We start from the raw sequence: 20,205 nt of genomic DNA on the forward strand, positions 1-20,205 counted from the left end.
TTTCTAGTCTGAAAGTATTCAAGCTGCTACGGGACGCAGGAATAAGCGGCGCAGGGGGGATGCCGCAAACATGCCAGCTCCCATGGCCAGAAAAAAGAACAAGCCACTGCTGCCGTTCAGGCCCAGCCCGGCAACAGCTGGGCCGGGGCAAAGCCCAACCAGTCCCCAACCCACGCCAAACAGGGCTGCGCCCAAAAACAGTTCCCGATTGATTTGCACCGAGGCCGGGCCGGGCAGGGCATTGCCCAGAAACGCCTTACCGCGTCGTGCTCCCAGAGGCCAGGCCAGCAGCATGGGTAAAATGGCACCCAGCAATACGAAGCCCAACGTCGGATCCCAGTTTCCCAGCACGTCCATCCAGCCTTGGACCCGTTGGGCATTGACCATATCGGAAACCACCAGGCCCAGACCAAATAATGAACCGGAAAATAAAGCGACCAATAACCGCATCATGGCAACACCCCCAGAAAGTGCCTGAACAAGGAGACAGCCAGCACGCCACTGAATAAATACACCGCCGTCGCGAAAATGCTGCGGATCGAAAAGCGGGAAATACCGCAGACGCCGTGACCGGAGGTACAACCATTGGCCAGACGGCTACCGATACCCACCAGCAGGCCAGCAATAATGACCAGTCCGATATTACTGGTAACGTGGGTGTCTACCGGAGCGACGAAATGTGCCCAGAGAACAGGGATCAGAAACAGACCAAACAGAAAAACCAGCCGTTCTGCCCCATTGCCCCAGCCGGTCCGATCGATGAGGCCACCGAGGAGACCGCTCACTCCCATGATGCGTCCATTCACGAGTAAAAAAGTCAGGGCCGCCAAACCAATCAACAAACCACCCAAAAAGCCCATCAACCATTCCTGTTGCATGGAGGATTCTCCCTTGAATAATCAGACTGCGTTGAGCGGAATGCGCAGATAAGCCACGCCATTATCTTCTGCCGACGGTAGTTCTCCGGCACGGATATTCACCTGCAGAGCAGGGAGGATCAGTTTGGGCATGGCCAGGGTGGCATCGCGTTGCTGGCGCAGGGCCACGAAATCGGCCTGGGTCCGACCATTTCCCATGTGAATGTTATGGGCTTTTTCTTCACCCACGGTGCTTTCCCAGCGGAATTCATCCCGGCCCGGTGCCTTGTAGTCATGACCGACAAAAATGCGCGTGTCATCCGGAAGCGAGAAAATGCGCTGGACCGAGCGGTACAAGGTATCGGCGCTGCCACCAGGAAAGTCGCAGCGCGCCGAACCATAATCGGGCATAAAAATGGTGTCACCGACAAAAGCAGCATCTTCATCGACCACATAGGTCAGGCAGGCGGGCGTGTGTCCTGGTGTGTGCATGACTCGTACCGGCATGGCGCCGATAAAAAAAGTCTCTCCATCGTCAAAGAGATGATCAAATTGACGTCCGTCCTGAGGGATTTGCTGTGACTCATTATAGAGTTTGGCAAAAGTGCTCTGTACGGTGGTGATGTGCGCACCAATACCGATTTTGCAGTGTAGTTTCTCGCGCAGATAGTGGGCGGCGCTGAGGTGATCGGCGTGGGCGTGGGTATCCAGCACCCATTCCACCTGCAGATGATCCTGCTCCACCCGTTCAAGAACGCGCTCTACCGAACTGGTGGAAGTACGACCACTCGCATAGTCAAAGTCCAGCACCGGATCGATGATGGCACAGGCAGAGCCTTCTGGTTCCCGAACTAAATAAGTGGCGGTAAAAGTGTTTTCATCAAAAAAGCATTCAACGTTGGGTTTCATACGCTCATTCTCCTCAACTAGTATTTAAGAATTGATCAGTATAATTACTTATTCTAAATTTATGGTCAATATGGCTGAGTTACCACAACTTTTGTTGTTCGCAACCCAAACGCGATTCTTTATTGAGCCCATGACAGACGCTGCATATGCCTTGACAAGACTCCGTTTCGTCGCTAGTCTCCCGCCCCTCAGTGAAAAACCCGAAGCCGGAGTTTTGTGATGAAGACCTATTCTGCCAAGTCTCATGAAGTCCAGGGAGACTGGTTCGTAGTCGATGCAACCGATAAAGTATTGGGCCGCCTGTCTGTCGAGGTAGCCACGCGTCTGCGCGGCAAACATAAGCCCGAGTACACCCCCCATGCCGATATTGGGGATCACATTATTGTCATCAATGCTGACAAGATCGCGGTGACCGGCAATAAAGCCAAGGACAAAATGTATTACCATCATACCGGCTATGTCGGCAATCTGAAGAGCGCTTCTTTTGAAAAAATGATGGAAACCCACCCGGAGCGGATTATCGAAATTGCGGTGAAGGGTATGCTCCCGAAAAACTCCCTGGGCCGGGCCATGTACCGCAAGCTCAAGGTGTATAGCGGTTCCGAGCATCCCCACTCGGCGCAACAGCCCCAGACTTTAGATATTTAAGGTGAGTACTATCATGGAACAATATTACGGCACGGGTCGGCGCAAAAGCGCCACTGCACGGGTTTATTTGCGGCGCGGTTCCGGTAAGATCGTCATCAACAAGCGGAGTCTGGAAGAGTACTTCGGCCGCGAAACCTCGCGCATGGTGGTTATGCAGCCCCTGGAACTTACCGGACACGGCAGTCAATTTGACATTCTGGTGAACGTCAGCGGTGGCGGTGCCAGTGGTCAGGCGGGTGCCATTCGTCACGGCATTACCCGTGCCCTCATGGTGTATGATGAAACCTTGCGTCGACCGCTGCGCAGTGCAGGGTTCGTGACCAGAGACGCCCGCGAAGTGGAGCGTAAGAAAGTTGGTAAGCACAAGGCACGGCGCAGTCATCAGTTCTCCAAACGTTAAGATCACGCTTGGAATTGAAACCAGCCGCCTCCGGGCGGCTTTTTTGTGGTTTTTTCTTGGTATGGCTTTAAAAGCAATAGAAGGATAAATGACATGATTCGGGCAGGGATTGTGGGCGGTACCGGTTACACGGGAGTGGAATTGTTGCGTTTGTTGATTCCTCATCCCGAAGTGGAGGTACAAGTCATTACCTCCCGCGCCGAGGCCGGAGAAAGGGTGGATGCGCATTTTCCCAACCTGCGCGGAGTTTGTGATTTAACTTATACCGCCCCCGACCCCCAGGCGCTGACGAAACTGGATGTCGTGTTTTTTGCCACACCCCATGGCGTGGCCATGGACAGTGCTCCGGAACTGTTGGCGCAGGATGTCCGGGTGATTGATCTTGGCGCAGATTTTCGCTTGGCGAACCCTGAAGTGTTTGCGCAGTGGTATGGTATGGCCCATCGCGCCCCAGATGTGCTCCGAGAAGCGCGCTACGGGCTGCCTGAATATTATCGGGAGACCATTGCTCAGTCGCGCCTGATTGCCAATCCGGGATGTTATCCCACGGCAGTCATTCTGGGATTAGCCCCCTTGCTGGAGGCGGGTTTGCTGCAGCAGGAAACTCTGGTGGCCGACTGCAAATCGGGCGTCAGTGGTGCAGGACGTACCGGAAAGGTGAACCTGATCGTTCCTGAAGCCGCCGACAGTGTGAGTGCCTATGGCGTCAGTGGCCACCGGCATCGTCCGGAAATTGAGGCGATTCTCGCGGAAATCAGTGGGAATACCATCGAATTGCAGTTTACCCCGCATCTCATGCCCATGATTCGCGGTATTCATGCCACTCTTTATGGACGCCTGCGGCAGCCCATGAGCGACACTAATTTGCAGGCAGTGTTTGCAGAACGGTACGCGCAAGAGCCTTTTGTGGATGTCATGCCTTTTGGAAGCCATCCGGCTACCCGGTCGGTGCGCGGCGCCAATGTGTGCCGAATTGCCGTGCATCAGCCCCGTCCGGGACAGGTCGTGGTGTTGTCGGTGATTGATAATCTGGTCAAAGGTGCGGCCGGCCAGGCGGTTCAGAACATGAACCGCTTGTTTGCTTTGCCCGAAACCGCTGGATTGACACAAATAGCTTTGTTGCCATAGTGTGCTAATAATAGGAGTATATGATATGCCTATGTATTCATAGGCACTACTTTGTTGATCGGGTTGGATAATCGAAAAATGTTTTGTCACGATTTTTTCGGTGCTCTTAAGCCAGCACCTGAATTTTCACTGTGAAGCCTTCTCAGCAGACAAGCTGGCGCTTTCCCCAGGATCTGCTTGCCTATCAGGGCCCTGTCAACCTTCCATCTAAGCTGCTGATGGAGTAGCACAAAGGGTTTTTCTGGACTTCTCAGGATGAATGCGGTAACTTTTGCCGCATGGAAGTCCCAACTCTCACCGAAAACCAGCAAGCCAGCCTGCACCGTGTTCAGGTGCGACCCATCCTGCCCACGGAGCGGGAACGCTGGAATACGCTGATGCAAACGTATCACTACCGGGGCTTTCGCACCTTGGCGGGCCGTAACCTGCGCTATGTGGCTACGCTCGATGGTCGCTGGGTAGCGTTACTGGGCTGGCATGCCGCCGCTTTTCAATGCCAGGCGCGGGATCGGTGGATCGGCTGGTCCTGGATCTTGCGCCGCCAGCGCTTGCATCTCATCGCCAACAATGCCCGTTTTCTGATCCTGCCCGGAGAATCCTTCCCGAATCTGGCGTCCCGTATTCTGGCGCTGAACCTGCACAGGCTCTCTGCGGACTGGCAATCCGTCTATGGGCATCCCATCGTGCTGGCTGAGACCTTTGTGGAATCCCCCCGTTTTACCGGTGCCTGCTACCGGGCCGCCAACTGGGTGGATGTCGGCGGAACCAAGGGCTTCGCCCGCCGTCCCGGTGGTGGCTATGTCCACCACGGCCAACCTAAACGTCTTCTGCTCTTTCCTCTCCATCCACAGGCGCGGGCCTGGTTGGCCCAGCCGCAGCCCCAACTCGAATGGACCCATACCCCCATGCAAACCGTGACGTTGAGCGACCGCGCAAATGGAAGGCTTGCGCCAAATCTTTTTCCGCCTTCCCGATACCCGCAGCAAACTAGGCAAGCAGCATCCCCTCCCGGCCATCCTGACGGTGGCCGTGGCCGCTGTCCTGACGCGGGCCGAAAGTTATGCCGCCATCGCCGAGTGGGGCGGTCGCTTGACCCAGGCTCAATTGAAGCGCATCCGCGCCCGATTCGATCCCAAAACCAAGCGCTACCTCGCCCCCTCCGAACCGACCATCCGGCGCGTCTTGCAAGGGGCCGATGTGGAGGCGCTGGATGCGGCGATCGGCGCCTGGCTACTGGGTACGGCGGGCTTTGAAGCGGTGGCCGTCGATGGCAAAGTCCTCAAAGGGGCCGCACGCGCAGACGGCGCTCAGGTGCATCTGCTCAGCGCGTTCCTGCATGGACAGGGGGCCACCATCGCGCAAAAAGAAATCGCCCGGAAAACCAACGAAATTCCAGAACTGCGCAACCTGCTCCAGGACGTCAACATCGCGGGCAAGGTCGTCACCGCCGATGCCCTGCATACCCAGCGGGAGACCGCCCGCTTCCTCGTCGAAGACAAGAAAGCCGATTATCTCTTCACCGCCGTCAAAGGCAATCAACGAAAACTCCGCGACCGTCTGACGTGCCTCCCTTGGGGCGATTTTCCCCCTCAACGCTGAAACCACAGAGGTCGGGCATGGCCGCTTTGAATACCGCAAAATCATCGTCGCCACCCGGGCAACCGGCCTCCATTTTCCGCATGTCGGACAAGCTTTCCTGATCCAACGCTCCACCATCAACAGCAAAGAGGGCACGATTCGGGATGATTATGCCTTCGGACTCACCAGCCTGACCCCGGATCGTGCCACGCCCGAAAATCTGTTGGGCTTGGCCCGTGGTCACTGGGAAATTGAAAACCGGAACCATCATGTCCGCGATGTGACTTTCCACGAGGACCTCTCCCAAGTCCGTACCCAGAACGGTCCCCATATGATGGCGACCTTGCGCGAACTGGCCATGAGCATTATGCGTCTCACTGGCGTCAAGAATATCGCCAAAGCGTGCCGGGATTTCGCCGCCAGCGCGCACAAAACGCTCCGCCAACTCGGATACTGAGGCGCCACCACGGGGTTTACCTATCCGAGAATAGCTCCGGAGGGCGAGCTGCGTCCGTCAGCCACCCCATTCACGATTCTGCACCCAAAATCGCCTGAAAATGCCGCATTTCCACCAACTATAGCCCCTTCAAACCACCATTAAAATCAGTGGCGAAAACCTCTGCTACTATATCTGGCGAGCTTGACGGAGCCCTGCTTGCCTATTTTCAGCCCGAATACTCCATCAACCAGCAAAAAATAGTCGGCATTGAAGCCCTCGCACGTATGCGCGATCCCTCTGGGCAGATTCTCTCTCCCGATAGCTTTATTCCGTTTCTGGATATGGATGAGCGTCGGGAGCTCAGCCGCTTGATGCTGGTGGCCGGCCTCCAGGTTCTCGAGTCTCTAGATGCGAAAGGGATTTTTTTGAATCTCTCCTTCAATGTAGACCCTGATTTTATGGTGGACCATGATTGTGCGACTTGTTTTACCGGGACGATGGCTACCAGTCCTATTGCTCCAGCCAGAATTTTTCTGGAACTTCTGGAGAGTGGCGATTTTCTGAACCGGAATATCGCCAAGGAGCGATTGTTGGCTTTGCGGGCTACGGGGGTACGTATTGCCCTGGATGATGTGGGTTCGGCCTATTCTTCCCTGCTCCGCATGAAAGACCTACCTATTGACAAAATCAAGCTGGATCAAGGCTTCATCCGCGATTTGTGCGCGCAGCCCAAAAATCTCGCTTTTGTTCAGAGTATTCAACTGTTGGCGAATGCCCTCAATGCCGAGCTGGTCATTGAAGGAGTCGAAACCCTATCCATACTGGATGCCATGCGCGCCCTGCGGCTCGACCATGTACAGGGCTATGCCATTGCCAGACCCATGCCTGCTGATGTTTTGCTGACCATGCTGCAATCGGATTACATCATGCCCGAAGGAACAGCCAGCCATCCCGCAACCCTGCTGGGTGCTTACGCAGCGCACCTGTTGCGCCGCCCCCTGATGGACGCCCTTCGGCGGGGCTGGATTGATGTCTCTCTTGCGATCGAGCCCCCGCCTTGTCCTCTGGTGACCTATCTGCATGAGCACGGCGCACCGCCCGATCATCCGCTTTTGCTGGCCCATGCCCGCTTGCGTCAGGCCAAATCTGACCCGGGACAGGGATATCTGGATCAGGCGTTGACGCGTATTGAAGCTGAAATACAGGAGCTGGTTCGCGAAGCCATTCTCTTTGAGAGCGACCGTTGATAAGCCTGAGTTTGGAATAATTACCCTCAGCTTGTCGGCGACCTTCACCTGGTATTATTTTTATTCCTGATATGGGCGACAGGGTAACCCGTTAGAAAGCAGTTGTTTTTTTCTTTTGGAGCAATTTTTGTGGCGATTTGGCTACAGAGCCTCTTGGTATCGCATTGAATAATAACGTGCATAATCTGGCAAGCTTCTTGCTTGTGTTTCTTGTTGATCCGATAATTAAAAGCAGTATCCTGATAATTTTCGGCAAAGGCGAGTGCCCAGATGGGCCTGATGGCTCAAGGAGAAACTATGAAAAATAGAGGGATAGATTCTATGCATCGTTTGCCGCAATGGACAATTTTTGTGGGATTATTTGCGGCGCTATGCATGGGAGTGGATCGCCCTGCCTGGGCGGATAGTGACTTATCCCTGGGCGTTGCGGTCCCGGGTTTGCGCGTGTTTCTTGGGAACAACCAGGGATATTATGGGGCTCCGGTGTATGTTCCCCCGTCGGTATATTACGTGCCACCACCACGGCGCGTGTATTATGTACCAGCCCCGCCGCCACCCCCACCGGTCTTGGCGTATCCAGCACCAGGCTATTATGTGCAGCCTGCGCCCATTCGCTATTATCGTCCCCGGCCATGGAAGCATCACGGCCCGCCTCCTTGGGCGGGTCGCTGGCGCCATGATGATGACTGGAGACATTGACTGCCCCATAAGTCCAGTTATCAGTCTTTTGAGGCAACGTAGAGGAGAAGTTCTGATGAAGGTCAATATTCGCACCTGGGAGCATCGTCCCAGAAAAAGTAGCTGGTTAATCATTCCGTTATGTGTGCTTGCCCTGAGTGGCTGCGCCAATATGAGTCCTACCGGACAGCGGGCGCTGAGTGGTGGCGCTATTGGTGCTGCTGGTGGTGCTGTGCTGGGTACTGTGGCCGCCGGCAATCCCGCTGTTGGCGCCGCAGTGGGTGGTGCGGTCGGCGCTGGCGTGGGCGCAGCCCTACCCAAGATTGAGAGAACCCTGAACGGCAATTAATCTTTTTTGTCCTGAAGACGGAAACCCGGCCATGCGCCGGGTTTTTTACGGGCGGAAGAATGCTTGCACGGGAAAAGTGCGCTGCGCACTAAATTGGTGCGCTTGCTTGCTGTTTTCATAGGTTAAATATTATTATCATATTGTTTAATAATGATAATTTTTATTCTGGCGGGGTATGAATCATTGGGCATGTACTTTGCTGTTTGACCACAGCTTTGATTGTTTTCATACATGCCAAGGAGTCAACATGTCGCACTACAGCAATCGTTATTTCCGTCGTGCCATCCTCGCCAGCTTATGCGTGGGTCTTCCTCTCGTTGCCGGTGTGGCTGATGCCAGCCCGTTATCCTTGCCCAATCCCCTGACATTCTGTGCCGGCCCCCTGGGCCAGCTGGATGTGCAGGGCGTTGCCAGTGGTATGGCTTTTTATCAGGATAATCCTCAGGGAGCAGCAGGTACCTTGGGGGCTAAGCGGGTGGGTGCGTCCATTACCAACGGCATGGTCATCATCCAGAAAGAAAATGGGCCGATCCAGTTTTATATTCAGGCGGGTGCATACAGCTTTCCAACATTAGTAGCAAGTTTATCCACAGCGACGCCAAGTAATACGATCAATGATTTTGGGGCCTTGCCTGTTGCATATCTAAAATTTGCCCCATCTTCTCATTATTCTGTGGAAATTGGCCAGTTACCCACCTTGATTGGTGCAGAAGGTGGCTTCACCTATCAGAATGTCAACATTGAGCGTGGCTTGCTGTGGGATATGGAACCCATTATCAGTCGTGGTATTCAGTTCAATGGTAGTGCGGGTCCATTGAGTGCATCGCTGGCCTGGACAGATGGTTATTTCTCCAATCGTTATAACGTACTCAGCGGCTTGGTCAGCTACGCCATTAACGGTTCGAATACCGTCAGTATTTACGGCCAAGGTTCCCTGGGTAAATCCCGTGTGAGTTCCAATGAGGTGGCTTACAGTCCCATTGGTAATGAAAGCCAGATTTACGGCATTGAATATGAATACAGCTCCGGTCCGTGGATGATCGAGCCTTATTTCCAGTATATGCATACCCCTGAATCCGCACGGCTAGGCATTCCACACTCTTTCGATAATTATGGTGGTGCTTTGTTGGCTGACTACAGCTTCACTAACACACTCTCTTTGGGTGCGCGTGCAGAATATTTGCATGTGGGCGGACCCCTGGGTTCTGGGCTGAATAGCGATAGTATTGCCTCAACACTCACAGACCTCCCCGCCGATTCTCACGCCTGGTCCATCACCCTCACGCCGACCTATCAGGATGGCGGTTTCTTCGCCAGAGCGGAGCTGTCCTATGTCACCGCATCGACTCCGGCTAGCTACGGCTTCTCCGGAGCGGATGGGACCAACACCAATCAGTTACGCGGAATGGTCGAAACCGGCTTTATGTTCTGAGGCAAACACACATTGCGTATTTAGGAGAGACGAACATGAAAAATTCTGCGCCATTCATCAAATTACTGCTTTCAGGAGGGCTGCTGGCTGCCTCGGGTTGTGGCCTCTATGATGTAACCCCCTGTCCGGCGGGTCCGGCGCCAGTGGCTCCGGTGGTCTCTGCGCCCACCCCGCCGCCGCCTGCCCCCATCGCTCCAGTGGAAAAAACGGTGCTGATCAGTAAGCCCATTACCATCACCGGGATCAATTTCAAGACCGGTTCCGCCCAGTTGATGGGGACGGATATTGCGGTTCTGGATAAGGTGGCAGCTTTTGCCAAAATGCATCCAGATGCGACCTTGGATATTAATGGGTATTGCAGTAAAACTGGAAGCTATGCTTATAACTACAAACTTTCCAAGGCCCGTGCCGGCAGTGTGGCGGGCTATCTGGAAAATCGTGGTGTCGCAGCGGACCGAATGACCGTTAAAGGCCACTCCTATGAAGACCCCATTGCCAGTAACAAAACCCCGGAAGGCCGATTCAAAAATCAGCGTGTTGAAATCAATTCCAGTGTGATGCTGCGCAGTACGGTAAAATAAATCCGGCCAATCAATACTGGTGATGTTTGTCACAACCCGCAGTTTTCAAGCGGGTTTTTTGGCTGGCCATATTCAAGCCAATGTTCTCCCTGTTTTGGGGGAAATTTACCAAAATTGTGCCATAGCGCAGCGTATCTGGCACTGGATATCTGGGTCGAGCAGTTTCCGTGTATTCTCCTTTAAGCAGTATTCTTGGGTGGGAAGCCGCCCATTTATTCGGGTTGAGCGCTACCCGGGGCTTGGTTATTCAGGTGCGCTGTGTGGCTTGGCTCTTGACGATTTACGTCAGCCTAGGCCATCATCCCTAAGAATTTAGCTGAAATTTTTCACTACGACCACGTTTGCCAATGTGGTCCATTTACTTTGTCTGGGAGGACCATGGACGCCACGGACCAGAAGCGCCTGTTGCGTGAAATGCTTTTTGCCCGCCGCTTTGAAGAACGCTGTGCGGAGGCCTATCACGAACGCCAGATCGGCGGTTTTTTGCACCTTTATCCGGGTCAAGAGGCCTGTGCCATTGGCGTTCTGGAAAAAGCCCAGACGGGTTCTGACTATGTGGTGACCGGTTATCGGGATCACATCCACGCCCTGAAATCCGGCATGGATCCCAAGGCGCTGATGGCAGAGCTGTTCGGAAAAGAAGCGGGTTGCTCCAAGGGGCGTGGTGGTTCCATGCACCTGTTTGATCCCGATGTGCATTTCATGGGGGGCTATGCTCTGGTGGGCGGGCCCTTTCCCCTGGCTGCGGGTTTTGCCAAGGTCATTCAGTTGCGTGGCGGTCAGGAAATTTCTATTTGCTTCCTGGGGGATGGTGCCAACAATCAGGGTACCTTTCATGAAACCATGAACATGGCGAGTCTCTGGAAGCTGCCCGTCCTCTTCATTTGTGAAAATAACCTCTACGGCATTGGTACAGCCATCGAGCGCGCTACAGTAGAAATCAACCAGTACAAGCGGGTGGCGCCCTATGGTATCGAGGCCGCGCAATGTGACGGACAGGACATCGACATCGTCATGTCCCACGCCGAAAAAGCCGTCAATTATGTGCGCGAACAGCGCAAACCCTATTTTCTGGAGCTCATGACCTACCGTTTGCGCGGACATTCCATGTCGGACTCCGGTGCCTATCGCAGCAAGGAAGAAGTGGAAGAATGGGCGCAACGTGATCCTATCGGCATATACAAGCGCCGTCTGGTAGAAGCCGGAGTGGTGACGGAAGAAGAGTTCCATGCCATGGACAAGGCCATCCAGGATGAAATCGAGAACGAGGTGGTACGTTACGCCATGGAGTGTCCGGAACCCCGCGTTGAAGATGTAGCGCGTTATGTGTATACCGAAGGAGGTAATCACCATGGCTGAATTGATGTATTGGCAGGGAATTCTGCGTGCCCACGATGAAGAAATGGCGCGTGACCCGCTGGTATTCGCCATGGGTGAGGATATTGGTGTCGCTGGTGGTACCTACAAGGCGACTTCCGGACTTTTTGCCAAATATGGTGAACAACGGGTGATTGATACTCCTATTTCCGAAAACAGCTACACCGGCATTGGCGTTGGTGCGGCCATGCTCGGCGCGCGCCCCATTGTCGAAATCATGAGTGTCAATTTTGCCTGGCTGGCCATGGATCAGCTCATGAATAATGCTGCCAAAATTCATTACATGTCCGGTGGCCGGATTCGCTGTCCTTTCGTCATGCGGGTTCCTGGTGGAACGGCGCATCAGTTGGGCGCCCAGCACTCTGCGCGCATGGAAAAAGTGTTCATGGGGATTTCCGGTTTGCGGGTGGTGACTCCGGCAACGCCTCGGGATGCCTACGGCTTGCTGAAAAGTGCTGTCCGTTCGGACGATCCGGTGGTGATCATCGAACATGAAAGCATGTACAACCTCAAGGGCGAAGTCCCGGATGAAGAGTTTTTCACGCCATTGGAAGGCGTCGAAATCATGCGTCCGGGTAAGGACATCAGTATTTTTGCCTACAATATCAGTGTTCACTGGGCGCTGGATGCGGCGCAAAAGCTCGCCAGCGAATATGGTATTGATGCCGAAGTCATTGATTTGCGTGCCCTGAAACCGCTGGATCGGGCCGGCATTGCCGCCAGTGTGCGCAAAACCCATCGCGCCCTCATTGTCGAAGAGGACGAGGCTCCGGTCGGTGTCGGTTCAGAAGTCATCGCCATTATCAATGAAGAATGCTTTTTTGATCTGGATGCCGCCCCAGTGCGGGTGCATGCGCTGGATGTTCCCATTCCGTACAATCACCGCCTGGAAAAAGCGGCCATTCCCAATGCCGGGGATGTAGTTGCTGCCGTCAAGAAGATGTTCGGTCGTTAAGATCGTCCATTTTTACACATGCTCGCCGCCCCCGTCGCAGCTGACGGGTGTGCGGATTGCTTCTGATCTAGAGATTCTCAAAACAGGGTGAAACATGGCTGAACCTTACGTCATCAAGATGCCACAACTGACCGATACCATGACGGAAGGCGTCGTCGTTTCCTGGGAAAAACCCATTGGGGCCCGGGTGGAGCGCGGCGATGTGGTGGCGACCATTGAAACCGACAAGGCGATCATGGATGTGGAAGTGTTCCGCTCCGGTTATCTGGCCGGACCCTTGGCAGCGGTGGACAGTGTCATGCCGGTGGGGGCAGCCATGGCTTATCTCACCGAAACACCTGAAGAAGCACAGTCCCTGGCAGCGGGCGGGGGGGCGGTAGAGAATGTTTCTGCCGAAGCTGCTCCTGCTGCTCCAGCCTCTGAAATGCCGGAACCCCTTTCCGGGCATGCCATCAAAATGCCTCAGCTTTCCGATACCATGAGCGAAGGCGTGCTGGTTTCCTGGGAAAAGTCTCTGGGCGATAAAATCCAGCGCGGGGACGTGGTGGCGACCATTGAAACCGACAAGGCCATCATGGATGTGGAAGTATTTCGTGAAGGCTATCTGTCCGGTCCCCGCGTCGCGGTGGATGCGGTGGTTCCCGTGGGTGACGCCATTGCCTGGTTGGTGGAAACGGCCGAACAGGTGCGGGATACCAGTAGTGCGGTGGCATCCACCCAGCCTGCAGCACCCGTTGTCAGTGTGGACAAGGCAGCGCCTGCCGTAACCAGCAGGCCTCAGCCATCCGTCGCGGAAGTGGCCATACAGCGCGTTCCCGGGGCGCAACCCGCAGCCCGCCCCCGGCAGGGAGCAGCCAGTCCTTTTGCCCGCCAGCTGGCGGGACAGCAGGGCGTGGATCTGAATCTGCTGCAAGGTAGCGGGCCGGCAGGGGTGATTGTCGGCGCCGATGTGCTGGCCGCTGCCAGTCGCGCCGCCCCGGCCATGCCCGGTGCCCGCGTGCCGGAGCCTGCCGTACCTGGGGAAGGGCGGGCGATGAGTGCCATCGAAAAGGCCATCAGTCAGGCGATGGTGGCGTCCCTCAGTATTCCGGTGTTTCATGTCACCGTCAAAGCCAAGCCGGAAGCGCTGATGCGTGCCGCCAAGGCCCACAAGGTGTCGCTGACCGTGGCCATTGCCAAGGCGGCGTCTCAGGCGTTGGCCAGGCATCCCCTGGTCAATGCCGCCTATCAGCCGACCGACAAAATTGTGGAACGCGCCCAGCATGATATTGGCATTGCCGCGACCACCGAAGATGGCGGGCTGGTGGTGCCGGTGCTGCGCTCGGTGGAGGGCAAGGCGCTGGAGCAGTTGCAGCAGGAATGGACGCCCCTGGTGGAAAAAGCCCGTAAACGTCGGCTCAGTCCTCCCGAATACACCCATCCTACCTTTACCATCTCCAACATGGGGATGTATGGCGTTACCCAGTTTGATGCCATCGTCACTCCGGGTACGGCGGCCATTATTGCCATTGCCGGAAATAGCCCGGAGGGCATGCCCATTACCATTACCGCCGATCATCGGGTGGTGAACGGGGCGGAAGCAGCGCTATTTCTCAAGGATCTCAAAAAAGCCATTGAACACCCGGAAAGCTGGCTGGAAACTGGTGCGACCCCGATTCCCGAGGGCGACTATGATGTGCAGGTGCTGGTCATCGGAGCTGGTCCGGGGGGCGAGGATTGCGCCCGCGAACTGGTTGAAAACGGCGTCAAGGTAGCCATGGTCAATAATGCGCCTTACCCCGGGGGTGAATGCCTGTGGCGCGGTTGCATCCCCTCCAAGGCCTGGCGGGCTGCCGCCGACCGCATCCGGGATCGGGAACATGATGCGGCCATGGGCTTGCAGATGGGCACTCCAAAGCTGGACTGGGCACAGTTGGAAAAACACCGTCGCGGCATTTTGCAGGCGCGGGGCGAAATGGCCCTGAAAACCGATCAGGGTATGAAAATTCAGGTGCTGGAAGGCGCTGCCCGCTTTACCGGTGAGCACAGCGTTGAAATTACGGGTAAGGATGCCCGGAGTCTGAGTTTCGGGGCCTGCGTCATCGCCACCGGGGCTCCCGCCTTTGTGCCTCCCATTCCGGGGGTGCAGGAAGCGTTAAAGAGTGCTGCGGCGGTCACCTCAGATACGGTCTGGGATCTGGCCCAGCCGCCCAAGCGGCTGTGCGTGATCGGTGCGGGTGCCATCGGTATGGAAATGGCCCAGATGTTCCACGATTTTGGTGCCGAGGTGCTGGTGCTGGAAGCACTGCCGCGCCCGGTGGCCGAAATGGAAAAAGAAGTTTCCGAGCAACTGATGAAGGCTCTGGCCCATAACAGCCCGCGTCTGCAGGTACTGACCAGCGTCAAGGTGCAGGAAGTATCCGGCAAGCCTGGTGCTCTGGATATTCACTACCAGGTGGGCGATACCGACACCCATCATGTCTGTGACCTGCTCCTGGTGGCTACCGGCAAGCGTCCGGATACCAGCGCCCTGAACCTGACCGCTGCGGGGGTGACTCTGGCGGAGCGCGGCGCCATTGCCGCGAGTGCCACAGGGCAGACCAGTGTTCCACATATTTATGCGGTGGGGGATGTGGTGGGAGGGTACATGCTCGCACACACGGCGGGCCAGCAGGGGCGGGTGGCAGCGGCCAATCTGCTCGGCCATGGGGCTCGTTATGATGCGGCCAAAGATAGCGGCGTAACTTTCACCCGACCCCAGTGTGCCTTTGTCGGGCTTTCTCTGGAACAGGCCAAGGCCGCCGGAATGGATGTGGCCGAAGTCAAGGTGCCCATGAGTATTGATGCCAAGGCCATGATGACCGGTGAAACCGATGGCCTGATCAAAATGATTGCCGACAAGGTCAGCCACCGGATTGTGGGGGTGCATTTCCTGGCAGATCATGCTGATCTGCTGGTGGGTGAGGCCGTCATGATGGTCAGCGCGGGCTTGACCCTGGAACAGGTGGGCGAAGCCATTCATCCCCATCCGACCCAGACGGAGCTATTTGGCGAAATGGCCAGACGGCTGCTTTCGCGCTTGCGGCGTTCAGCCCGGGCGGCGGGGTGATGGCTTGGCCAAGTCAGGCGCGGAGGAATCCCTGCCTACTATAGGCGTCAGCGGTCTGCGCGGGCGCATTCTGCGCTTCTACGAACGATTTCTCGATTTCATCGTGGTCGTGCTGATTTTTGTCATGCTGCTGACGCTGGTCGCCTCGTTGGTGGGGGTGGTCTGGGATGTGTATGAAACCTTCCTGTCCTTCCGCGAAGAAGATGCCATTCAGGGACTTGTGTCTGACGTGCTTTCTGTGTTCGTGCTGATTGAATTGTTTCGGACTTTCACGGATTATCTGGAGTTTCACCGCATCCGTTTGCGGGTGTTGTCGGAAGTGGCCATAGTCTTTGTTTTGCGTGAACTGTTCATTGGCCTTTATGCCCATCACCTCGGGCCCATGGATCTCATCGCCACAGCGGTGCTTCTGGCGGTGTTGGTTGGTGCACGGGTGGCCGCTGTGAAGTACGCCCCCCAGTCTCCCGAAAAAGACTGAGCCGGGGCTTACATTCCGACAACTTGACGCTACCCTGAAAAAGCGAGCAAAATAGTCGGGTATCCACTGAACAACGCGCTGCGGCGCATGGAGTTAAGCACAATGAGCACAGCAACAGAAACAATGACCAATCTGGATTCCATTCCTCCGGTAATGACCCTGACCCAAAATGCGGCGGATAAAATCAGCGCCCTTATTGAAGAGGAAGGTTCTGAAGACCTCAAGCTGCGCGTTTTTGTGACCGGCGGTGGCTGTTCCGGTTTTCAGTATGGTTTCACCTTTGATGAAAACATGAACGAGGGAGATACCGAAGTCCATCAGTTTGGTGTCAGTCTCCTTATTGATCCCATGAGTTATCAGTACCTTGTGGGTGCAGAAATTGATTACAGTGAAGGTCTGGAAGGCGCACAGTTCGTCATCAAAAATCCCAATGCGACCACCACCTGTGGTTGCGGGTCTTCTTTTTCTGCCTGAATAAGCGGGTAAATCATCATTAATGGGGAGGCTCGCGGCCTCCCTTTTATTTTTCCGGCGCGTTATGATGACAATCATCGGCTGCTGTTCTGTGTCCAGATCAGTAGCGGCTGATAGTGCATGACCCGACGACGCTTGGATACAGGACTGATCAGAATAAAAGGGGTTCGATATGGCAGATACGAACGTAGCTCCCGGTCTGGAAGGAGTGGCGGCCACCCACTCCAGTATTTCTCACATAGATGGCGCGGCAGGTTTGCTGAGCTATCGCGGTTACGCGATTGACGATCTGGTGGCGCACAGCAGTTTTGAAGAAGTGGCCCTGCTGCTTCTGGATGGCGCACTACCCGCAGCTGGCGATCTGGAAGCCTTTGACCAGGGCCTGCGCAGCCACCGCCAGGTCAAATACAACGTGCGGGAAATCATGAAGTTCATGCCGGTTACCGGACACCCCATGGATATGTTGCACTGCGCTGTGGCTAGCCTCGGCATGTTTTATCCGCAGCAGGAACTTTCCGATGCCGAGCGCGAAAATGTTCCGCATCTGGACGCCATGGCCATGCGCATTATTGCGCGCATGCCCACGATCGTAGCCATGTGGGAGCAGATGCGTTTCGGTAATGATCCCATTGCTCCGCGCACAGATTTGAATCACGCCGCCAACTTTCTGTATATGATTTCCGGAAGCGAGCCGGATCCTGCGCTGGTCAAGATTCTGGATACCTGTCTCATTCTCCATGCGGAACATACCATTAACGCCAGTACTTTTTCAGTACTGGTGACTGGCTCGACACTCACCAACCCTTATCATGTCATTGGCAGTGCCATTGGGACTCTGGCGGGCCCGCTGCACGGCGGCGCCAACCAGAAGGTGGTGGAGATGCTGGAAGAAATTGGCAGCGTCGACCGGGTTGCTGCCTATCTGGATGCAAAAATGGCAAACAAGGACAAAATCTGGGGCTTTGGGCATCGGGTATATAAAACGCGGGATCCGCGTGCAGCCATTCTCAAAGAAATGATGGAAAAGCTGGCGAGCAATGGCCATCTGCGCCACAGCCAGCTTTTTGAAATTGCTATCGAGGTCGAAAAGCTGGCGACAGAGCGGCTTGGACCCAAGGGCATTCACGCCAATGTGGATTTCTACTCCGGCGTGCTGTACCACGAAATGGGGATCAAGGCCGATTTGTTTACCCCCATTTTCGCCATGGCCCGTTCCGCAGGCTGGCTGGCCCATTGGCGCGAACAATTGGCGGATAATCGCATATTCCGCCCCACCCAGGTATATAACGGAGCCAGTCCACGTCAGTATGTGGCTATCGATAAAAGGAATCAGGTCCAGGCATGACCGGAGTTTTACAAAACATCCCCCTGCTTGCCACGGAACGCACCGAGGCTTTACTGGATATTGAGCGGCACCTGATAGCCGGACAATCGGCTATTGAACGCTGGTTTCGCAGTCAATTTCAGACGACACCAGCCCCCTTTTATGCGTCGGTGGATTTACGCAATTCCGGTTTCAAGCTGGCACCGGTAGATACCAACCTCTTTTCGGCGGGTTTCAATAATCTCAACCCCGAATTTTCTTCGCTCTATGTGTCGGCCATTCAGCATTACCTGAACCAATATTATCCCGGTTTGGAACGGCTGCTTCTGATTCCGGAAAATCACACCCGTAACCTGTTTTATCTGGAAAATGTGGCGAGATTGCGGGAATTGCTGGAAATGTCCGGACTGGAGGTCAGGGTCGGCTCTTTGTTGCTCGAAGAACGGACAGCCTATGATTTACCTTCTGGTAATGTTCTGCTCCTGGAGCCGATTTTTCGTGAGGGTGCCCGCCTGCAGGCAGCGGACTTTGATCCACAGCTGATTTTGCTCAATAACGATTTGTCCGGCGGTGTGCCGGAAATACTCGAAAATCTGGAACAGCCCATTTCGCCGCCACTGGCGGCGGGGTGGCGGTCCCGGCGCAAGTCCCAGCACTTTGCTCACTACCGGGCTGCTGCCCATGAGCTGGCGGAGGTCATTGATATTGATCCCTGGTTGATTGATCCCTTTTTTCGACGCTGTCAGGGCATTGACTTCATGCGTGCTGAGGGTCGTGACTGCCTGGTTGCTAATGTGGATGCCATTCTGGAAATGACCCGTGAGCGCTATGATCATTATGGCATCACCCAGCGTCCATTTGTCATTGTCAAAGCCGATGCCGGTACTTATGGCATGGGCATCATGACCGCCTATTCCGGGGCGGAGTTCATGGATCTCAATCGCAAGGAAAGAACGCGCATGGCCAAAAGCAAGGAAGGCTTGCCGGTCAGCGACGTGTTCATTCAGGAAGGGGTATACACCTTTGAGCAAACCGCCGAGGAAGCTGTGGCGGAACCAGTGGTGTATATGGTGGGTCAGCAGGTGCTGGGCGGTTTTTATCGGGTCCATACCGGACGGGGCCGGGATGAAAATCTGAACGCTCCCGGAGCACATTTTGAGCCCATGGCTTTTGGCGAGCCCTGCATATTGCCCTGCCGCAAATCGCCGCCCGATGCTCCAGTCAATCGCTATTATGCTTATGGCGTCATTGCCCGCCTGACACTGGTTGCGGCAGCACGGGAAATGGCCGACTGGCGTCAGCAGCAAACAACGGGAGCCGCATCATGACGACTTTGAAAGCGGCGATTCTCATGGATCCCATCTCCGCAATCAAACCCGCCAAGGATACCACCTTTGCCATGCTGCTGGCGGCCCAGGCGCGCGGGCATCAGTGCTGGGTGTTCAGCTTGCCGGATTTGTTTCTGCGCGATGGCAAGGTCTGGGCGCGACTGCGTGAGGTGACGGTACGCGATGAAAGTAATGACTATGTGACCCTGGCTGCCGTGGAAGAGCGGCCTCTCGCCGAAATGGATGTGGTCCTCATGCGCAAGGATCCGCCGGTGGATCTGGAATATCTGACCGCCTGTTATCTGCTGGAACATGCAGGTACATGGGTGGTGAATAACCCGGTGAGTCTGCGCAATGCCAATGAAAAATTGTACGCATTGCATTTCCCGGAGTTGCTGCCGCCCTTGCTGGTCAGTCGTGATCTGGGAGACTTGCGCGCCTTTCTCGCCGAGCATGGGGAGGCTGTGGTCAAGCCCCTCTCGGCGCGGGGGGGCGAAGGGGTGTTTTATCTCCACCAGCAGGACCGCAATGTGGGGAGTATTCTCGAAACCGTGACCGGTTGGGGGCAGCATTACGTCATGGCGCAACGCTACATTCCCGCCATTCGCGAAGGCGACAAGCGGATTTTGCTGGTGGATGGACAAGCGGTTCCCGGGGCCATGTTGCGGGTGCCTTCGGAAAAGGATTTTCGTGGAAATCTGGTAGCCGGAGCCACGGCAGTGGCGGCCGAGCTTACGGAGCGTGATCAGGAAATCTGTGCGGCCCTGGGGCCGGCTCTCCGTGCCGCCGGCTTGCTCTTTGTTGGACTCGACGTGATCGGTGGCTATGTGACCGAAATCAATGTCACCAGCCCCACCGGTGCCCGGGAAATTCGCCGCTTTTTCGGGGTGGATGCCGCCGAATTACTCTGGCAGCGTCTGGAGCGGGGTCAATAA

The 20,205-nt window shown here is 55.5% G+C and carries 21 protein-coding genes and 1 pseudogene; 19 read left to right on the forward strand and 3 right to left on the reverse strand.

The window, feature by feature from the left end; all coding sequences use genetic code 11:
* Positions 1–18: 18 nt before the first annotated feature.
* The 3 genes from B1757_RS06235 to B1757_RS06245 are packed head-to-tail and all read right to left on the reverse strand — an operon-like array spanning position 19 to position 1,766.
* Complete coding sequence (locus B1757_RS06235) at positions 19–453, reverse strand: DUF6691 family protein (RefSeq protein WP_101537502.1); 435 nt, start codon at positions 451–453, stop codon at positions 19–21.
* On the reverse strand, positions 450–878 hold the full coding sequence (locus B1757_RS06240; RefSeq protein ID WP_101537503.1) for a YeeE/YedE family protein: 429 nt from the start codon (positions 876–878) through the stop codon (positions 450–452). Before B1757_RS06240 ends, B1757_RS06235 begins: the two co-directional genes overlap by 4 nt.
* Positions 879–899: 21 nt before the next feature.
* On the reverse strand, positions 900–1,766 hold the full coding sequence (locus tag B1757_RS06245) for an MBL fold metallo-hydrolase (RefSeq protein ID WP_101537504.1): 867 nt from the start codon (positions 1,764–1,766) through the stop codon (positions 900–902).
* Positions 1,767–1,985: 219 nt separating this feature from the next.
* Between B1757_RS06245 and rplM the strand changes: the two genes are divergently transcribed.
* From rplM to gshB, 19 genes and pseudogenes are all read left to right on the forward strand, one after another.
* On the forward strand, positions 1,986–2,414 hold the full coding sequence (gene rplM, locus B1757_RS06250) for a 50S ribosomal protein L13 (RefSeq protein ID WP_101537505.1): 429 nt from the start codon (positions 1,986–1,988) through the stop codon (positions 2,412–2,414).
* A 13-nt stretch (positions 2,415–2,427) separates the two neighbouring features.
* On the forward strand, positions 2,428–2,814 hold the full coding sequence (gene rpsI, locus B1757_RS06255; RefSeq protein ID WP_101537506.1) for a 30S ribosomal protein S9: 387 nt from the start codon (positions 2,428–2,430) through the stop codon (positions 2,812–2,814).
* 93 nt (positions 2,815–2,907) lie between these two features.
* A complete protein-coding gene (gene argC, locus B1757_RS06260; RefSeq protein WP_101537507.1) occupies positions 2,908–3,942 on the forward strand; it encodes an N-acetyl-gamma-glutamyl-phosphate reductase in 1,035 nt (344 codons plus the stop codon).
* Between the two features lie 377 nt (positions 3,943–4,319).
* Positions 4,320–4,658, forward strand: a pseudogene (locus tag B1757_RS16020) (Druantia anti-phage system protein DruA); the annotation flags it as partial.
* Between the two features lie 220 nt (positions 4,659–4,878).
* A complete protein-coding gene (locus B1757_RS15070) occupies positions 4,879–5,541 on the forward strand; it encodes an ISAs1 family transposase (RefSeq protein WP_143484185.1) in 663 nt (220 codons plus the stop codon).
* A gap of 43 nt (positions 5,542–5,584) precedes the next feature.
* Positions 5,585–5,977 carry a hypothetical protein gene (locus tag B1757_RS16025; RefSeq protein WP_368233151.1) on the forward strand — a complete coding sequence of 131 codons (393 nt, stop codon included), beginning with the start codon at positions 5,585–5,587 and terminating at the stop codon, positions 5,975–5,977.
* Positions 5,978–6,126: 149 nt separating this feature from the next.
* Positions 6,127–7,206 (forward strand): EAL domain-containing protein, encoded by a 1,080-nt coding sequence (locus tag B1757_RS06280; RefSeq protein ID WP_172437623.1) that lies wholly within the window; start codon positions 6,127–6,129, stop codon positions 7,204–7,206.
* A 321-nt stretch (positions 7,207–7,527) separates the two neighbouring features.
* A complete protein-coding gene (locus tag B1757_RS06285; RefSeq protein ID WP_253253747.1) occupies positions 7,528–7,905 on the forward strand; it encodes a hypothetical protein in 378 nt (125 codons plus the stop codon).
* Between the two features lie 55 nt (positions 7,906–7,960).
* A complete protein-coding gene (locus tag B1757_RS06290; protein WP_172437624.1) occupies positions 7,961–8,233 on the forward strand; it encodes a YMGG-like glycine zipper-containing protein in 273 nt (90 codons plus the stop codon).
* Between the two features lie 247 nt (positions 8,234–8,480).
* Entirely contained in the window at positions 8,481–9,665 is a 1,185-nt protein-coding gene (locus B1757_RS06295) for an outer membrane beta-barrel protein (RefSeq protein ID WP_101537509.1), read from the forward strand.
* A 35-nt stretch (positions 9,666–9,700) separates the two neighbouring features.
* The gene (locus B1757_RS06300; RefSeq protein ID WP_101537510.1) at positions 9,701–10,246 is read left to right on the forward strand and encodes an OmpA family protein; all 546 of its coding nucleotides are present in this window, start codon (positions 9,701–9,703) and stop codon (positions 10,244–10,246) included.
* Between the two features lie 378 nt (positions 10,247–10,624).
* Positions 10,625–11,605, forward strand: coding sequence for a pyruvate dehydrogenase (acetyl-transferring) E1 component subunit alpha (gene pdhA, locus B1757_RS06305; RefSeq protein WP_101537511.1), 981 nt, complete (start codon positions 10,625–10,627; stop codon positions 11,603–11,605).
* A complete protein-coding gene (locus B1757_RS06310; protein WP_101537512.1) occupies positions 11,598–12,578 on the forward strand; it encodes an alpha-ketoacid dehydrogenase subunit beta in 981 nt (326 codons plus the stop codon). The genes pdhA and B1757_RS06310 overlap by 8 nt, the downstream gene beginning before the upstream one ends.
* Before the next feature lie 94 nt (positions 12,579–12,672).
* The gene (locus tag B1757_RS06315) at positions 12,673–15,666 is read left to right on the forward strand and encodes an FAD-dependent oxidoreductase (RefSeq protein ID WP_101537513.1); all 2,994 of its coding nucleotides are present in this window, start codon (positions 12,673–12,675) and stop codon (positions 15,664–15,666) included.
* A 4-nt stretch (positions 15,667–15,670) separates the two neighbouring features.
* The gene (locus tag B1757_RS06320; protein ID WP_101537514.1) at positions 15,671–16,144 is read left to right on the forward strand and encodes a phosphate-starvation-inducible PsiE family protein; all 474 of its coding nucleotides are present in this window, start codon (positions 15,671–15,673) and stop codon (positions 16,142–16,144) included.
* A 102-nt stretch (positions 16,145–16,246) separates the two neighbouring features.
* Positions 16,247–16,618 (forward strand): iron-sulfur cluster insertion protein ErpA, encoded by a 372-nt coding sequence (erpA, locus tag B1757_RS06325; RefSeq protein WP_101537515.1) that lies wholly within the window; start codon positions 16,247–16,249, stop codon positions 16,616–16,618.
* A 172-nt stretch (positions 16,619–16,790) separates the two neighbouring features.
* Positions 16,791–17,963 carry a citrate synthase gene (locus B1757_RS06330; RefSeq protein ID WP_101537516.1) on the forward strand — a complete coding sequence of 391 codons (1,173 nt, stop codon included), beginning with the start codon at positions 16,791–16,793 and terminating at the stop codon, positions 17,961–17,963.
* Positions 17,960–19,270, forward strand: a complete 1,311-nt coding sequence (gene gshA / locus B1757_RS06335; protein ID WP_101537517.1) for a glutamate--cysteine ligase — start codon at positions 17,960–17,962, stop codon at positions 19,268–19,270. Before B1757_RS06330 ends, gshA begins: the two co-directional genes overlap by 4 nt.
* Entirely contained in the window at positions 19,267–20,205 is a 939-nt protein-coding gene (gshB, locus tag B1757_RS06340) for a glutathione synthase (RefSeq protein ID WP_101537518.1), read from the forward strand. The genes gshA and gshB overlap by 4 nt, the downstream gene beginning before the upstream one ends.

This window comes from Acidithiobacillus marinus, from assembly GCF_002847505.1.
Lineage (GTDB): Bacteria > Pseudomonadota > Gammaproteobacteria > Acidithiobacillales > Acidithiobacillaceae > Acidithiobacillus > Acidithiobacillus marinus.

Coding starts and splice junctions, on each gene's coding strand:
- B1757_RS06235 (WP_101537502.1), bottom strand. CDS start 453: ATGATGCGGTTATTGGTCGCTTTATTTTCCGGTTCATTATTTGGTCTG.
- B1757_RS06240 (WP_101537503.1), bottom strand. CDS start 878: ATGCAACAGGAATGGTTGATGGGCTTTTTGGGTGGTTTGTTGATTGGT.
- B1757_RS06245 (WP_101537504.1), bottom strand. CDS start 1,766: ATGAAACCCAACGTTGAATGCTTTTTTGATGAAAACACTTTTACCGCC.
- rplM (WP_101537505.1), top strand. CDS start 1,986: ATGAAGACCTATTCTGCCAAGTCTCATGAAGTCCAGGGAGACTGGTTC.
- rpsI (WP_101537506.1), top strand. CDS start 2,428: ATGGAACAATATTACGGCACGGGTCGGCGCAAAAGCGCCACTGCACGG.
- argC (WP_101537507.1), top strand. CDS start 2,908: ATGATTCGGGCAGGGATTGTGGGCGGTACCGGTTACACGGGAGTGGAA.
- B1757_RS15070 (WP_143484185.1), top strand. CDS start 4,879: ATGGAAGGCTTGCGCCAAATCTTTTTCCGCCTTCCCGATACCCGCAGC.
- B1757_RS06285 (WP_253253747.1), top strand. CDS start 7,528: ATGCATCGTTTGCCGCAATGGACAATTTTTGTGGGATTATTTGCGGCG.
- B1757_RS06290 (WP_172437624.1), top strand. CDS start 7,961: ATGAAGGTCAATATTCGCACCTGGGAGCATCGTCCCAGAAAAAGTAGC.
- B1757_RS06295 (WP_101537509.1), top strand. CDS start 8,481: ATGTCGCACTACAGCAATCGTTATTTCCGTCGTGCCATCCTCGCCAGC.
- B1757_RS06300 (WP_101537510.1), top strand. CDS start 9,701: ATGAAAAATTCTGCGCCATTCATCAAATTACTGCTTTCAGGAGGGCTG.
- pdhA (WP_101537511.1), top strand. CDS start 10,625: ATGGACGCCACGGACCAGAAGCGCCTGTTGCGTGAAATGCTTTTTGCC.
- B1757_RS06310 (WP_101537512.1), top strand. CDS start 11,598: ATGGCTGAATTGATGTATTGGCAGGGAATTCTGCGTGCCCACGATGAA.
- B1757_RS06315 (WP_101537513.1), top strand. CDS start 12,673: ATGGCTGAACCTTACGTCATCAAGATGCCACAACTGACCGATACCATG.
- erpA (WP_101537515.1), top strand. CDS start 16,247: ATGAGCACAGCAACAGAAACAATGACCAATCTGGATTCCATTCCTCCG.
- B1757_RS06330 (WP_101537516.1), top strand. CDS start 16,791: ATGGCAGATACGAACGTAGCTCCCGGTCTGGAAGGAGTGGCGGCCACC.
- gshA (WP_101537517.1), top strand. CDS start 17,960: ATGACCGGAGTTTTACAAAACATCCCCCTGCTTGCCACGGAACGCACC.
- gshB (WP_101537518.1), top strand. CDS start 19,267: ATGACGACTTTGAAAGCGGCGATTCTCATGGATCCCATCTCCGCAATC.